We start from the raw sequence: 15,856 nt of genomic DNA on the forward strand, positions 1-15,856 counted from the left end.
CGGGAAATCCTTTAGGCCGCGACCGACGCCTCGGCGCGGGTCACCATGTGACAGGCCGCGGTTCGGCCGTCGGCAACCGACAGAAGCTGCGGCACGCTGGTGCGGCAGATATCGGCGGCGAGCGGGCAGCGGGGATGGAAGGCACAGCCGGATGGGCGGTTGGCAGGGTTCGGCGGCTCTCCCTGCAGGATGACACGGCCTTGAAGCAGCTTGCCCGGCACCGGCACACTGGAAACCAGCGCCTTGGTATAGGGATGCAGCGGCGTCTTGAAGATGACGTCCGAGGACGCCTCCTCGACGATGCGGCCGAGATACATGACGGCGACGCGGTCGGCGATATTGCGGACCACTTTCAGGTCATGGCTGATGAACACCATGGCGATCTGGTTTTTCTCCTGCAGGTCGCGCAGCATGTTGACCACTTGCGCCTGGATCGACACGTCGAGCGCCGAAACGGGTTCGTCGCAGACCAGAAGCTTTGGCCGCGACGCAAGCGCCCTCGCAATGACGGCGCGCTGACGCTGACCACCCGAAAGCTCATGCGGATAGCGACCCGCCTGATCCGGCCTCAGCCCAACGGCCGACATCAGCTCCGCGACGCGCGTTTCCCGATGGGGCTTCGGCACGAGACTATGGATGGCGAGCGGCTCGCCGATCTGCTGGGCAATCGTCAGACGGCGGTCGAGCGCTGCCAGCGGATCCTGATAGACGAATTGCATTTTTGCCCGCAATGCACGCCATTCCGGCGTTGCGAGCTTCGGCATCGGCTTGCCTTCGAAGAGAGCCTGCCCTTCCTGCGGCGGATCGATGCCGAGCAGCATGCGGCCGAGCGTGGATTTGCCGGAGCCGGATTCGCCGACGATCCCGAGCGTCTCTCCGGGCATGACCTTGAGATCAATGCCATCGACGGCACGCACCGGTGTCGCCCATCCGAACATGCCCTGGCGAACCTCGTAGGTTCGGACCAGACCTTTCGCTTCGATGAGCGGCGTTTTGAGACGGTCGCTCATGACAGCGCCTCCAGAACGCGAGCCTCGACCGGATGCGTGACGCCGATCGGTTGATGGTTACCCACGGGATGGTGACAGGACAAAAGCCGCCCATCATCCATGGACTGAAGAGCCGGCATGCGGGTCCGACAGTCGATTGCGGCATGCGAACAGCGCGGCGAGAAAGCGCAGCCTTCCGGCAGCTCACGTGGATTGGGAACGGTTCCCGGAATGGGGATCAATCGTTCGCGCGGACCATCCAGACGCGGAATGGCATCGAAGAGACCGCGCGTATAAGGATGGCGCGGGTTGTCGAACAGGGCCTGGATTGTCCCCTGCTCCACGATACGGCCGGCATACATGACGCAGGCGCGCTCGCAGACCTGCGAGACGGCGCCCAGATCATGGCTGATAAAAATCGTCGCCATGCCGGTTTCGGCGCGCAATGCGATCAGAAGATCGAGGATCTGCGCCTGGATCGTGGCATCGAGAGCCGTTGTCGGCTCGTCCGCGACGAGAAGATCCGGCTCGCCGGCAAGTGCCATGGCGATCATCACGCGCTGACACTGGCCGCCGGAGAATTCGTGGGGAAAGAGATCGATGCGCCGGCGTGCATCCGGAATACCGACCATGTCGAGCAGCCGCAGCGCTTCGGCTTTTGCCGCCTCCCCGTGAAGGCCGCGATGGATCGCCAGTGCTTCTGTGATCTGGCGACCGACGCGCAGAACCGGATTGAGCGAGCTGGACGGATCCTGGAAGATCATTGCGATCCGCTTGCCGCGCACGCCTTCGAGCACGTGTCGTGGCTGTGCCAGGATTTCCTGTCCGTCGACGCGGACTGATCCGCTGACCGTTGCTTTTCCGGGCAGAAGCCCGAGTGCCGCGAGCCAGGTGACGGACTTGCCGCAACCGGATTCACCGACAAGGCCAATCGCCTCGCCGCGGGCGATATCGAGATCGATACCATGCAGTACCTGAACGCCGTCGAAAGCGACCTTCAGGCCGCGCAGTTCCACAAGGTTTTTCACCATGGAACGCACCTCCATTTTATAAGCAGATGCGCCGGCCGCGAATTCCGCGGCCGGCGTGAGACATCAGAACGATCAGGCGTTCCAGTTGGCTGTGCGGAAGTCCATGGCGAAGGCAGGTGCTGCCTTCCACTTCAGAGACTTCTTCATGCCGGTAAAGACGGCGTTCTGGTGCAGGACCTGATAGGCGGGGTCTTCGCGTTCGCAGATTTCCAGCATGCGGGCAAAAGCCTTGTGGCGCTGGGCGCGGTCAGTCGAGGTTTCCATGATGACGGAAAGCTTGTTGACCTCTTCGTTCGTCCAGTCCTTCTTCTGCTGCGCTTCGCCGTTTGGTCCGAACTGGACGACGAGTGGCGTGATCGGATCGTTGATCGAGTTGGAAGCGGACCAGTCGCGAACACCCTTGACGCCTGCCGGATCGTGGATCTGCGCCCAGTTTTCCTTCATCTGGATTTCGACGTTGAGGCCGACCTGCTTCCACATCTCGACCATGATCTGCGCGTTCGCAGTCTGGTTGGTGTAGTAGTTGTTGAGAAGGCGATACGGGATGGCGTCGCCCTTGTAGTTGGCTTCCTTGAGAAGCTTGCGAGCAAGCTCCGGGTTGAATTCCGGCGCAGCCCAGCCTTCGACATACATGTTGGATGTCTTGAAGGAGTCGAACTGAAGTCCGGCCGGAACGACTGTCTGGCCAGCCCACAGTGCTTCCACGATCGCCTGACGGTCGATCGAATGCGTCATCGCGCGACGGACCAGCGGGTTGGCAAGAACCGGGTTCTGCGTGTTGAATGTGGAAATGCGGTGGTTCCAGATGGTCGAGCTCTGCACTTCGAGGCCAGGAGCCGCTTTGATCGCCGAGATCTGGTCTGGCGGCAGGTCGCAGGCAAAGTCGTATTCACCTGAGAGCAGGCCGTTGACGCGGGAAGCGACTTCCGGAACCTCGACGAAGCGGATCTGCTGCAGCGGCGGACGGCCACCCCAGTATTCGTCGAAAGCGACGAGCGTCAGCGACACGTCTGGCTTGAATTCCGAGACCATGTAAGGACCGGTCGTGACCGGCTTGCGGGCCCAATCCGTATAGCTCTTGGCTTCGTCCCAGGCGCGGCGGTTGGTGATCTGGCTGCCGAACGAGTAAAGGCGGCCTTCGAGCGTGATGTCAGGCGTTGCATTGTGGAAACGCACGGTGTGCTTGTCGACGACTTCGACACCGGCCAGTGCCGGCCAGAGGCGACGAGCGACACCGGGAACGATCGCCGGCAGTTCCTTGACCGTGGTCGGCTTGTTGTCGGCTTCAAAGACGGTCTTGCCGCCCTTTGGCTCGGTATTGCCGAACAGGCGTTCCTTGGAGAAGGAGAACGCAACATCTTCAGCCGTCAGTTCGTCGCCGTTGTGGAATTTCACGCCCTGACGGAGCTTCAATTCAAGCGTCTTGTCGTCGATGCGCTTCCATTCGGTGGCGAGACTGGCAACAGGCCCCTGATTGCCCATCCAGTCGCGGCCGATCAGGCCTTCCCAGAGGTTGGGGAAGAACACGCGTTCGCCAACGTTCGACTGTTCGTTCCAGACGTCCAACGTGTTGTTGTTGGTGATCTTCTGAACGGCAATCGTCACCGATGGGCGTGTCGACTGGCTAAAGGACATGCGTGGAAGGACAATGGTGCCTGCTGCAGCTGACATCAGCCCCAAAGCGTGGCGACGGTTGATAGAAAGCATTGGATCTCTCCTGTGGGCGAGTGAATGCGTTCACGGAAAACACAATGGTTTCCGCGTCAGGTGCCACTCGAAATCGACAAACAAGTTTGAGCCAGCTGGCCGCGTGTTTCGGGAGGACCTCAACCGCGCCGCTGACTTGGCGTAGCTCTAGGGGACCAATGTTACGCGGATGTGACGTTTGTCTGTGTGTTCGATTTCCACTCGTTGACGCGATCTCCAGACGCGCTGGCTGTCAGGAAGGATAGGTTTCTCTTTGTTTCACAAACTCCGAACGATGGTTCCGCGGACCTCTTTGTCGACGGGGATCGACCGAAAATTCCCTGATGTCATCATCAGCAAACCCAAGCGGTTTTGGTCGGGCCTTGTCGGGGTGAGGTCGTGCCGGGGTATGTTTCAGGCTTCGATCGACTGCCTCTCATCAGAGCCATCAGCATCGGCGCGGTCGCGAATTCACCCTTCTGTGCCCGGCGGGTCAGGTCTCTCAGATAGCCTCCAGCAGACGTGATTTGCTCAGCGCGTTCGAGCATGCAGGCAAGCACTGTTGCGGCGTTCTCAGGCCCCATCACGATTGCTGCGCGTTCATAGACAGCTGGCGTGATGTCGAGAGTGGAACGAACAACATAGGCTGCCGTAATCAGATCCCTCCAGGACGTGATCCCGGCTCTTGGCCCATAATCGTTGATCTGGGTGCAGGCTTGCAGGACGAATGGGAGTGGTAGAGCTTTGTGTGTGGTGATCGAGCTCAAACGAGGGCGCCTTTGTCGAGTATCGCGTTGATCGTCAATCTCTTCGATTGCTGTGCCGTGCGCCAAAGTGTGTTCCGGTGCTTGTTCGGATGAAAGCCCTTTCGACACCGGTTCAGATTCAGAGATGATATTTGTTTTTGAATCCTGTATGTGGCGCTCACTTTGAGATTCATTGGCGCTCATCTCTGGTGATTTCATATTTAATTTCAACTGGTTGACGACTTCTTCACGAAGTACCGAGAGTTTTGTGAGGAGCGGCTCTGCGATATCGAGAGTGAGGACGCGCGGAATTGCCTGTAGGACGCACTGAAGATTTGTCTGTGCCTGCTCCCAGTCACCGGAAATCTTTTCATCCACGGCAAAAGTAATCAGCTTTGCGAGATCTCTTCGGCAAAGAGTAATTCTCTCTTTTGCAGCCTTGAGTTGTTCACGATTAAGAGCGATCTCCGCTGCCATCGTTTCGATCTCTCGTGCGCGTGCCAGAAGTGGTGCGAGACTGAAGCCGAAAGCATCATCGAGTTTGCCACCTGAACTGCGGCGCGCATAGCGTTTGCCGTTCGGGCTGTCCTTGCGCAGGATCAGTCCGGTTTCCACCAGCACCGAGAGATGGCGCCGAAGGGTTGCCGGTGCCATTCCACGCGCTCGAAGCGACAACTGGGCATTGGACGGGAAGACAATGAGATTGCCATCTTCGCAAAGTTCATCGCCTGGATAGAAGGTCAGGAGAGCGTCGAGCACGGTCAGTGCCCGGTCACTGATCCCAAGGGACGACCGTGATTCGCATATCGACCGAAACAGTTTCCACTTCGACCGCTTGATTCCGGATGCAATTTCGCTGGCTTTTTGGTGGTTTGCCAACAGCCCATACGACATCGTCCGCCGCCCAAAGGGCGTCGTTACAGTTCCACTCTCCATTTTCTCTCACCTTTTTTCAGGCAAAAGAAAGCCGCTCACCAAAACGGTGCCAAAGACTATTGACTGTGATTCGTGGAAATGCGATTCTCGATCTTGCTAGAAATCGGAGAGAGGCTTCCACGACCTTGGTCGTTCGGGGGCCTTTTTCTTTTGCTGATCAAACTCCCTTGTTGCGTTTAAATTCTGCGAAAAGCTCTGTGAGCCGTTCGCTGACGAAGTCGTCAAAACCCGGCGCGCTTTTCGCATCGAACACGAATGTCGACCGGTTTCCCGATTTGCGTATGACAACGGGCAGACCCCTCAGCTGTGCTTGAGCCGGCTTGCCACTATCCTCAGGTTTCACGGACAACTGTGTAAACGCGAGCTGGAAACGCTCGTCGCTTGTCTTTCCCTCTGCCCTGCCCTTCTGAAGGCACGAGAGCAGCCTTGGAATGTTTCCGGCATTGAGCTTTTCCGACAGCTCCGTCCACCGCCTGCGGCCAACCTCAGGTGCCGGACCGATCGCATCGATGATTTCCATCGGAATGGCCCGGACCAGGCTGATCATTTTTGACAAGGCTGCCTTGTCGACGCCAAGCGCTGCCATGATGATATCGCGCGTGAACGAACGATCCTCAAGACGGGTGGCGAACAAGGCGCGTTCGATATGCGAGAGGTTCGTTCGGGCGTTGTTTTCCTGGCCCTGGCTGACGACCAGCTGGTCATCGGTCAGAACGCGGACAACCGCCTTGACCTTGAGGCCCAGCTGTCTGACGGCTGCAAGTCGGCGGTGACCGTAGGCGACCTGGAACCTGCCCGACTGGTCGGGATGAGGCCGCACGAGGATCGGCACCTGCTGTCCATGCTCGCGAACCTGCTCGACCAGTTGGGAAAGCGCTTCGCCATCGATCAGCATACGGTCGGAAACAAAGGAACTGTCGATCAGCGATGGATCCAGTTCAACGACGGAAAGACCTTCCGAAAGCTGCCGCTCGAGATCCTGCGCCCTTTCCATCTTCTGCGTGATGCTGCCAAGCGTTCTCGTGATGCCACCAACTGGGACACCGCTGCGCACGGCCGGTGCCATTCCGGCCAAAGGGCGTGACGATTGAGCAGCCGGGGGTGCGGCAGGTGTCGGCGCTAGTGCTGAACTGTTGTCCGGCGCCGGAGGTTCGAAGATGCCGATCAGGTTTTTACGTGCCATCTGTTAGCGCCTCCCCCACACGGACCGGATCAATTCTTCAATCTCGAGGTTCACGGCATTGAGCGAGTCCATCGCCCGGTCATAGGTGCCGCGGGTGAACTGGTTGCGCTCGACCTCATACAGTGTCTGTTTCGTGACGCCGGCATCGGAGATCGCCGTCGACTTCAACATAGCGTTGTGAAGCATACGATTGCCGAAGATGGCGCGCATAAAACCCGTCATCTGGCTCTGTGGGCCGTCATTGGGTTCAAACCGCGTCACAAGATAACGCATCCAGTCATAGCTTGTCCGCCCCCCTGCCCGCTCGACAACCGACATCAGTTCGCTGGTCATCGAGAGAAACTGCGACATCGACATGACGTCGAGCATTTGCGGGTGAACGGTAATCAAGGTCGATGTCGAGGCGCAAAGCGCCGACATGGTCAGGAAGCCGAGCTGCGGCGGGCAATCGATGACGACGACATCGTAAAGGTCTTCGATATCGGCAAGAACTTCGCCGATGCGGGCAAAGAACATCGTCGCAACCTGTCCCGACGCCATGGCCTTGGGCGTTTCGTGCTCGAACTCCATCAGTTCGAGGTTGCCCGGCAGGATATGCAGGTTCGGTGTGTAGGTGGAGCGGACAATTTCCGAAATAGGGCGCGGATCCTCATAGCGGATCGCACCATAGAGCGTCTCGCCTTCGCCCACATCGAGCTCGGGTTGATGCCCGAACAACGCCGACAGAGACGCCTGCGGATCGAGATCGATCGCGAGCGTCTTGTAGCCACGAAGGGCAAGATATTGAGACAGGTGCGCGGACGTCGTCGTCTTGCCGCTTCCGCCCTTGAAGTTCATGACGGAAATGACCTGCAGCTTTTCGCCAGGACGGCGGGCCGGTACGTATTTCGCTACGCCGTTCTTTTCGTCGAGAACCTGACGAATACGATCCATGTCGGTCGGTAGGTAAACACGCCGGCCGTTCGCCAGCGGCTCGGGCCCGTATCCTTCTGCGGCAACCTGACGGAGATAGCCTTCTCCGATCCCGATGAAGCTCGCGGCTTCGGCTGGCTGGAAGGGCCGGATCGTCTTTTGAGATGTCGGTGCGAAAATTTTCGCTTGATGCATCTGAAGTTGATGCGCAAGCTCCTGGGCATCTGTTGCCAGAGTCGTTGGCAAGTGCTCCTGAGGTTCGTCGACTTTCAAGCTTGGCTGCGGCATCTTTCTCTCCAACTGCGCAATTGGCGAAGTTCTTCGGAAAACTGCGCAGTTGAATATGCCCCGATTCGCACGAGTTGTACAAATGATTCAATGCAGATGAATTTTGCGCCTGTGGAGAGCAAAAGTCGCGCTCGTTGTCCGCGGACAACGAGAAGTGGGGCGGGGGTAAGGTATCAGATTTTGCTGAGTGGATCGCTAAACGTTTGCCATCTTTAACCTGTCTATAAGCGTTTATGGTGCTTGCTTATCTCCATACAGATGCTAGCTTGATCCATCACGCCAGAGGCTAAACGGTTCCATCTCACGGACGCATCCATCTTGTGTCCGGTAGCGAAACCGAACGTGACGCTAGCTTTCACAACGGCATTGAACTATAACGCTTTCAATGCGTTACGATCTCTCAAAAATAGACTTTGGTGAGTTGTTCGGACCGATCTCCGCAGCGACTGCCGGCGTTGTACGACTCGATGAGCGGATCGCTAGTTCCCCCGTACGGCAAGGCTGGATCGATCGCGCCCAATTCTTGGAAGCCTGCTCGTCCCTGTGGATCGATGGGGAACTTGTCCATATCGAAGACCTTGTTCTTCATGACGCAGGGATGGCAGTTCGAGCCTCCACTCACGAATTGACAGTTGCCCATGACGTACTGCGAACGCGCCGGCGAATTGCGGCGAGCGAACCGGAATGGGCCTTGAGCGCCGCTGGTCTTGCCGCGCTGAGGTCCGGTCGTCATGACGAGGCTCAAGACATTGAGATCAAGGCGGCACCGAGAGGGCTCGCAACGCTCTCGCGTGACGATGATTTCGAGGATCCCTTGGCCGCTATCGATGCTGTTCTCGCGCGAAGCCAGGCGTTGCTTGCGGACGCCGTAAGCGTTCGTTCGATGAAGATACCAGGCCGGGACGCTCTCATCTATGACGAGGACTGGGACGAGGACGCTCGTCTGTCGGAATGGCGGGTGGTGTTGGACGAAACGCAGTCCATGCCGCCCCTCCTCAGGGCCGCCGTTGCGTGGGACGCTTGGTCTAACCTGCAGGTGTCGAAGCATGCGCCATGGCTTGGACGTTTGCTGGCGAGCGCGGTGTTGCGCGAAGCCGGGTTAACCGAAACGCAGTTGTCCGCGGTCAACTTCGGTCTCCGGCAGGTGTCGCGGGAGCGCAGAATGACCAGGAACCGCATGGTGAGGCTTCTCGCGTTCACGGAAGCAATTGCGCTCGCGTCCGAGCATGGCATGAAAGAGCACCAGCGGTTGTTGCTTGCTAAGCAGCAACTCGAGCGCCGTCTGGTGGGTCGGCGACAGTCGTCGCGGCTTCCCCAGCTAATCGAACTTGTCTTGTCGCGCCCGCTTGTTTCGAGCGGGATGATTGCCGACGCACTGGAGATAACCCCGCAGGGCGCGCTGAAGATTGCTGCCGAACTCAATCTTCGTGAATTTACCGGGCGAGGGCGCTTTCGCGCCTGGGGAATACTTTGATCTGACGGGTTAACGCGTTGCAAATAAAGACAAAAGCGAACTGAAACGAGTGTTCCCGGCCTTTCTATCGTCCAAACGATCCCTTAATGATGAGGGTATGTCGTGGAGGACATTAAGGGAGGTATCAATGAAGATCACGAAACTCGAAACCGTGCGAGTTGCAGAGCGCGCAAACCTGATCTGGGTTCTGGTTCATACGGATGAAGGTCTGACCGGTCTCGGCGAGACGTTCTTCGGGGCAGAGACGGTCGAAAGCTACATTCACGAATATGTTGCACCGCGGGTGCTCGGCCGCGATCCGCTTGCCATCGATCTTCTCGCACAGGACCTCGTGGGCTATGTCGGGTTCCGATCCTCGGGTGCCGAGGTGCGTGGCAACTCGGCTTTCGACATCGCGTTGTGGGATCTGTTCGGCAAGGTCACGGGCCAGCCGATCGCGCAGTTGTTGGGCGGCTTCAGCCGCAAGGAAATCCGCACCTACAATACCTGCGCCGGCACCGAGTATATCAAGAAATCCACTGGCCAGACCACGGGCAACTATGGCCTGTCGACCGGCTCGGACTACGACGATCTCAACGGGTTTCTCAACCGGGCGGACGAATTGGCACATTCGCTGCTGGAGGAGGGGATCACGGCGATGAAGATCTGGCCATTCGATGCCGCCGCCGAAAAGACGAGGGGACAGTATATTTCGCCTTCCGATCTCAACGCAGCGCTTCAGCCATTCGAAAAGATCCGCAACGCTGTCGGCGACAAGATCGACATCATGGTGGAGTTTCACTCCATGTGGCAGCTCCTGCCCGCGATGCAGATCGCCAAGGCGCTAACGCCCTACAGCACGTTCTGGCATGAAGACCCGATCAAGATGGATAGCCTGTCGAGTCTGCGTCGTTATGCCGACGTATCGCCCGCACCAATCTCGGCATCTGAGACCTTGGCAACGCGCTGGGGTTTCCGGGATTATCTCGAAACGGGCGTCGCTGGCATCGTCATGCTGGACATCTCCTGGTGCGGCGGGCTGTCGGAAGCACGCAAGATCGCATCGATGGCGGAGGCTTGGCATTTGCCGATCGCTCCGCACGATTGCACAGGCCCGGTTGTCCTCGGCGCATCGACGCACCTGTCGCTTAACGCACCCAATGCGCTGGTGCAGGAAAGTGTGCGCGCCTTCTACAAGACGTGGTACCGCGATCTCGTCACCGCACTGCCTGAGGTGAAGAACGGCATGATCACGGTTCCGCCTGGTCCTGGCCTCGGAATGGACCTCAATCCAGACCTGGACAAGGTCTTCACCGTAACACGGCGTTTCTCAAACCTCGCAGACATGTAGGGCATCGCGGCATGATCGCATCCATCTCCAAGCAAATCGTCTCGGCGCGCATGGCCGGGCCCCTCATCATGCTGCTCGGCATGGTCATGTTTGCGCTTAACGACGCCATGGGGAAGTGGCTCGTTTCGAGCTACGGCCTTGGACAGGTCGTGCTTCTGCGCAGCCTCGCCGCGCTTGTCATCTTGCTGCCTTTCCTGTTCTTTCAGGGATTCGGCTCGCTGCTGAAGGTCGAACGACCCGGCATGCAGGCGCTTCGGGTGTTCTGCTCCACCGCCGAGGTTTTCTGCTTCTACTATGCCGTGATGTATCTTCCGCTCGCAGACGTCATGACCTACTGGCTCGCAGCACCGATCTATGTCGCCGCGGCCTCGCCACTGCTACTGGGCGAAAAAGTCGGCTGGCGTCGGTGGACTGCTATCGGCATCGGCTTTATCGGTGTCGTCATCACGCTCAAACCGTCGAGCGCGATGATCAGTCCGCCAGCGATCGTATCCATCTTCGGCAGTGCCGCCTTCGCGTTCATGATGATTTCAGGTCGTTTCCTGAGGGCCACCCCAGACCGGACGCTTGTCTTTTTCCAGATCGTCGGTGCGGCACTTGCAGGCCTTGCTTTCGCGCCTTTCGACTGGTCGCCGATCGCTTCTACCCGCGATTTTGGCCTGCTTGCATTGCTCGGTATAGTGGCAATGGCAGCTCATGTTCTCGTTAACAGAGCATTGAAGATCTCGGATGCGGCAACGGTCGCTCCCCTACAGTACACGCTTTTGCTCTGGGCGGTTCTGTTCGGCTGGCTGTTCTTTGGCGATATGCCGAGATTCGGAATGCTGATCGGTGCAGCACTGATCGTCGGTTCCGGCGTCTTCATCTTCCTGCGCGAGCAGACGCTGAAGAAGCGCCAAAGGGTGCAGCCGATCGCGATCGAATAGCCATGAAAAAAGCCCGCGACGGTAACGTCGCGGGCTCGTCTGTCGAAGGCTGATGCTTACTTACGGACTTCCTTAAGTTCCGCCAGGATGCCATCAACCACATCGGCACCAATCTGGTCCTTGTGCTTTTCATAGACAGCAAGCGACTTTTCACGAATGCGAGCCTGCTCCTCAGGCGACAGCGTGTTCACCTCCAGGCCGGCGGCCTTGATCTTTTCCAGCGACTTCTTGTTGAGATCGCCGATCACCTGGCGCTCCACATCGCGACCGACCACTGCGCATTCACGCAGTGCAGTCTGTTCTTCCGGCGAATAGGTGTTGAAGATCGCCTTGGAGAAGAGGAAGAGGAAAGGCGTATATGCGTGGTTGGTCTCGGTGACGTATTTCTGCACTTCGAAGAACTTCGAGGTGTCGATCGTCACATAGGGGTTTTCCTGCGCGTCGATCGCGTTGGTTTCCAGAGCCGAATAGACTTCGCCGAAGGCCATCGGGGTCGCGTTTGCACCAAGGTTCTGGAAGGTGTCGAGGAAGATGTTGTTCTGCATGACGCGAACCTTCATCCCCGAGAAATCTTCCCACTTGGTGACGGCGCGCTTGGAGTTCGACAGGTTGCGGAAGCCGTTTTCCCAATAGGCAAGATTGACCAGACCGGCGCCGTCGAGCTTCTTGTTCATCTCGTCGCCGAATTTGCCATCGAGCACCTTGTAGGCCTCAGGCGCATCGCGGAACAGGAACGGCAGGTCGAAGACGCCGAGTGCCGGAATGATGCCGACGAGCGGAGACGAGGATGTGACGACGGCTTCCTGAACGCCCGAGCGCAGCGCCTGGGTTGCCTGAAGGTCGCCGCCAAGAGCGCCGCCCCAGAAAGCGGTCAGTTTCAGCTTGCCGCCGGACTTCTGGTCCAGGCATTCCTGCATGGCCTTGATGCCGTTACCGACGGGATGGTCGGCATTGATGCCGTTCGAAACGCGAATGTTGCGGCTCTTGAATTCGGCGAAGGCCGGTGCTGCTGTGGAGCAGGCAAGCGCGATCGCTGTAGTGGCAAGAAGCAGTCTCTTCATAGTAGTCCTCCCAGTTGGACGTTGATGTGAACAGGTTGAATGGCAGGCCGTCAATGCAACCAACGTGCGGGCACGATCACAAGATCGGGAAACAGCACGAGCAGGAAAAGCACGAGCGACTGCGCAAGAAGGAACGGCCACACGCCGGCCGTCACCTTGCCAAGCGGTATTCTCCCGACACCGCTGACAACGTTGAGCACAACACCGACCGGCGGCGTGATGAGGCCGATCGAGTTGTTGATGATAAAGAGCACGCCGAAATAAACCGGATCGATCCCCGCCTGCTTGATGATCGGCATGAGAACCGGCGTCAGGATCAGGATGGTCGGCGTCAGATCGAGTGCCGTACCGACAACCAGAACCAGGATCATGATGACGAACATCAACAGCGTCGGGCGATCGATCAACGGTTCGATATAGCCGGCGATTTCTGCAGGAATGTTCGCAGCCGTGATGAGCCATGCCGATACGAGTGCCGCGCAGACGAGGAACATGATGACCGAAGTCGTCTTGGCGGCCTGCAGAATGACGTGCGGAAGGTCTCTCGGCTTCAGTTCCTTGTAGATTACCATGCCGACGAACATCGCATAGACGGCGGCAACGACGGCAGCTTCGGTCGGCGTCACGATGCCAATCTTGATGCCGCCGAGGATGATCACAGGCATGCCGAGCGCCCAGGCAGCGCGTCCGGTTGCGTGCAGGCGTTCCTTGTAGGTGGTTTTTGGAAGCGCCTGGACGTTATCTTTGCGCACCACGATCAGCCAGGTGATGATCAGTGAGACGGCCATCAGGATGCCGGGAAAAATGCCAGCCATGAAGAGCTGGGTGATCGACACATTCGCGGCAACGCCGAATACGATAAACGCCATCGACGGCGGAATGACCGGGGCGATGATACCGCCGGCAGCGATCAGACCACCGGAGCGGGGAATATTATAGCCGGCCTTGGCCATCATCGGGATGAGGATGGCGGCAAGGGCGGCCGTATCGGCAGCGGCCGAACCCGAAATGCTGGCCATGATGAGCGCTGCAAAAATCGCAACGATCCCGAGACCACCTCTGATGTGACCGACGCAGGCGATCGCGAAATCGATGATACGCTTCGACAAACCGCCGGAATTCATCAATTCGCCGGCGAGAATGAAGAAGGGGATGGCGAGCAGGGTGAATGTATCTGCACCGGCAATCATGTTCTGCGCGATGATCTGGCTGTTGAACATGTCCATGTACCACATGAGCACGACGCCGCAGAAAATCAGCGAGAACGCGACGGGGACGCCAACGGCCATCGCGCCGAGCAGCGATCCAACAAAGACGAAAAGAGTCATTTAGGTCCGCTCCGCCAGTTGTTCGATCGTCATGTTTTCACCCGTGAACGCTGCTATTTCCGCGTCGGTGACACGACCCGTGATCAGGCGGAACAGCCGTTCAAGCGCGATCAGCACGCATCCTCCACCGGTGAAGAAGCCGATGCCGTATACCCACGCCATGGAAAGCCCGGTCACAGGCGCGACCATGCTGGCGTTGATCGGCAACTGGACCCATGTGCCCCAGAAGAAAATCGCCGAACACAGGATGATCAGCAGGTTCGAAATGATCATGCAGGCGATACGGCCCGAGCGGCCGAGCGTGGCGACCAGCGACTCCACACCAAGGTGGGAATGTTCGCGAAACGCCACGACTGCACCGATAAAGGTCAGCCAGACGAAGAAGTAGCGCGATAGCTCTTCCGATATGTTGAGGCCGGAGTTGAAACCGTAGCGCAGCACCACGTTGAGGAACACCATGATTGCCATGCCTGCCAAAAGCAGGATCAGCAGCAGTTCCAGAAAGCGGTAAAAGAGATCGTTTATTCGTTGCATCGGGTTCCTCCTCCCATCAACCGCGGCGGCTACAAGAGCTTGCGCTTCGCGAGGTTCTTCATCAAAGCCGTCAGCCCGAAGTCCCAGGGCGGGCAGGCTTCACTATTTTCCACCCAATTCACCAGGCGCCCGAGCCTTGGCGACGATATCTCGACGCGGTCGCCGATCTCGTGGGTAAAGCCCAGACCCTTGCCGCGCCGATCCTTGACCGGCGCAAACATGGTGCCGAGAAACAATACGGCGCCATCAGGGTATTGATGGTTGCGGTTGAGAAGCTGCGACACGAGATCTTCCGGCGTACGGCTGATGGCCTGCATCGGGCTAACGCCCGTCATCTCGAAACCTTCAGGGCCCTCGACCACAAGCGAGATCTCCGATTTCTTGACGTCTTCGAGCGAAAATTCGCCGTCGAACAGTCGGATGAAGGGACCGAGAGAACAGGATGCGTTGTTGTCTTTTGCCTTGCTGAGAAGGAGGGCGGACCGTCCTTCGAAATCGCGAAGATTGACGTCATTGCCAAGCGTCGCACCGACAATCGCACCCGTGGATGTGACAGCAAGCACCACTTCCGGTTCGGGATTGTTCCAATCCGACTTCGGGTGAATCCCGACCAGCGACCCGCAGCCGACGGCCGACATGGGCTGGGCCTTGGTGAAGATTTCCGCATCCGGACCGATCCCGACTTCGAGATACTGCGACCAAAGCCCCATATCCTGCAACAGCGCCTTCACGCTTGCTGCCTTTTCCGAGCCGGCCACAAGCCCCTTGAGGCTGTCGCCCAGTACCGGCGCCAAGCGACCACGGATCTCCTGGGCCCGAAGCGGATCGCCCTTGGCCTGTTCCTCGATGACCCGTTCCAGCATGCTGTCTGCGAAAGTTACGCCTGCGGCTTTGATCGCCTGCAGGTCAACAGGCGCCAGCAGCGTTCCGGCAGTGCCGTCTAGGAAGTCATTGAGAGAGCCGAGATCCGTCCAATCGGTAGCGGCCGTCAGGCGCTCCACCAGGCCGTCGATCTCAAGTAGTGCTGACAGCGTCGCAGCGAGCGACGAAAGATCCAGAAGCCTGCCATTCCGGTAAAGGACAGGGCAGGGGCCGTCCGCAGCCTTCGACCAGACACGACCAACCAGAGTGGCGGTCTCGGAATCCTGCGGCAAAATCAGTTCGGGCGTCAGCCCGCCATGTATAGTCATTATGATCCTCCAAGCGGCCGATCGATCAGGCCTCCACCCGTCAATCTGTTGTCCGATGTCTGACAACGTCGCTTGAGCTTTCTACTGAGTGTTTTTCTTTGTGTCCAGTACTGCAACCCTGTCAATTCTGGGGATCATCTATACAATATACGCGGGCAAAGAACGCCGACGCACGGTGTCGTTCCGGTGCGCCTCAATGAAGTCGATGCAAGCTGACCGGGCGACGGATGAAGGATCATCCT

At 58.4% G+C, this 15,856-nt stretch carries 13 protein-coding genes; 3 read left to right on the forward strand and 10 right to left on the reverse strand.

Going from position 1 to position 15,856, the window contains the following annotated elements:
* Positions 1–11 precede the first annotated feature (11 nt).
* The 6 genes from IFT59_RS19470 to repA all read right to left on the reverse strand — a co-directional run bounded on the left by IFT59_RS19470 (position 12) and on the right by repA (position 7,771).
* Positions 12–1,010: an ABC transporter ATP-binding protein gene (locus IFT59_RS19470; RefSeq protein ID WP_192087887.1), complete on the reverse strand. Its 999-nt coding sequence runs from the start codon at positions 1,008–1,010 to the stop codon at positions 12–14.
* Positions 1,007–2,020, reverse strand: coding sequence for an ABC transporter ATP-binding protein (locus IFT59_RS19475; protein ID WP_192087888.1), 1,014 nt, complete (start codon positions 2,018–2,020; stop codon positions 1,007–1,009). The genes IFT59_RS19470 and IFT59_RS19475 overlap by 4 nt, the downstream gene beginning before the upstream one ends.
* 72 nt (positions 2,021–2,092) lie before the next feature.
* Positions 2,093–3,727, reverse strand: a complete 1,635-nt coding sequence (locus tag IFT59_RS19480; RefSeq protein WP_113110141.1) for an ABC transporter substrate-binding protein — start codon at positions 3,725–3,727, stop codon at positions 2,093–2,095.
* 332 nt (positions 3,728–4,059) lie between these two features.
* On the reverse strand, positions 4,060–5,388 hold the full coding sequence (gene repC / locus IFT59_RS19485; protein WP_192087889.1) for a plasmid replication protein RepC: 1,329 nt from the start codon (positions 5,386–5,388) through the stop codon (positions 4,060–4,062).
* A 157-nt stretch (positions 5,389–5,545) separates the two neighbouring features.
* The gene (gene repB / locus IFT59_RS19490; RefSeq protein ID WP_192087890.1) at positions 5,546–6,571 is read right to left on the reverse strand and encodes a plasmid partitioning protein RepB; all 1,026 of its coding nucleotides are present in this window, start codon (positions 6,569–6,571) and stop codon (positions 5,546–5,548) included.
* Between the two features lie 3 nt (positions 6,572–6,574).
* Positions 6,575–7,771 carry a plasmid partitioning protein RepA gene (gene repA / locus IFT59_RS19495; protein ID WP_062458574.1) on the reverse strand — a complete coding sequence of 399 codons (1,197 nt, stop codon included), beginning with the start codon at positions 7,769–7,771 and terminating at the stop codon, positions 6,575–6,577.
* A 385-nt stretch (positions 7,772–8,156) separates the two neighbouring features.
* Between repA and IFT59_RS19500 the strand changes: the two genes are divergently transcribed.
* The 3 genes from IFT59_RS19500 (at position 8,157) to IFT59_RS19510 (ending at position 11,501) form a co-directional block, all read left to right on the forward strand.
* Positions 8,157–9,245 (forward strand): RHE_PE00001 family protein, encoded by a 1,089-nt coding sequence (locus IFT59_RS19500; RefSeq protein WP_192087891.1) that lies wholly within the window; start codon positions 8,157–8,159, stop codon positions 9,243–9,245.
* A 127-nt stretch (positions 9,246–9,372) separates the two neighbouring features.
* A complete protein-coding gene (locus IFT59_RS19505; protein ID WP_113165038.1) occupies positions 9,373–10,575 on the forward strand; it encodes a mandelate racemase/muconate lactonizing enzyme family protein in 1,203 nt (400 codons plus the stop codon).
* Between the two features lie 11 nt (positions 10,576–10,586).
* A complete protein-coding gene (locus tag IFT59_RS19510) occupies positions 10,587–11,501 on the forward strand; it encodes a DMT family transporter (RefSeq protein ID WP_249407656.1) in 915 nt (304 codons plus the stop codon).
* 56 nt (positions 11,502–11,557) lie between these two features.
* On the opposite strand, the gene IFT59_RS19515 is transcribed toward IFT59_RS19510, so the two are convergent.
* Genes IFT59_RS19515 through IFT59_RS19530 form a run of 4 tightly spaced genes read right to left on the reverse strand, consistent with a single transcriptional unit; the run spans position 11,558 to position 15,614 of the window.
* A complete protein-coding gene (locus IFT59_RS19515) occupies positions 11,558–12,562 on the reverse strand; it encodes a TRAP transporter substrate-binding protein (RefSeq protein WP_062458586.1) in 1,005 nt (334 codons plus the stop codon).
* A gap of 50 nt (positions 12,563–12,612) precedes the next feature.
* Positions 12,613–13,890, reverse strand: a complete 1,278-nt coding sequence (locus IFT59_RS19520) for a TRAP transporter large permease subunit (protein WP_062458589.1) — start codon at positions 13,888–13,890, stop codon at positions 12,613–12,615.
* Positions 13,891–14,424, reverse strand: a complete 534-nt coding sequence (locus IFT59_RS19525) for a TRAP transporter small permease (RefSeq protein WP_192087892.1) — start codon at positions 14,422–14,424, stop codon at positions 13,891–13,893.
* Positions 14,425–14,453: 29 nt separating this feature from the next.
* Positions 14,454–15,614: a fumarylacetoacetate hydrolase family protein gene (locus tag IFT59_RS19530; protein WP_062576644.1), complete on the reverse strand. Its 1,161-nt coding sequence runs from the start codon at positions 15,612–15,614 to the stop codon at positions 14,454–14,456.
* Between the last annotated feature and the right edge of the window lie 242 nt (positions 15,615–15,856).

Source organism: Rhizobium sp. CFBP 8752 (assembly GCF_014842035.1).
GTDB lineage: Bacteria > Pseudomonadota > Alphaproteobacteria > Rhizobiales > Rhizobiaceae > Neorhizobium > Neorhizobium soli.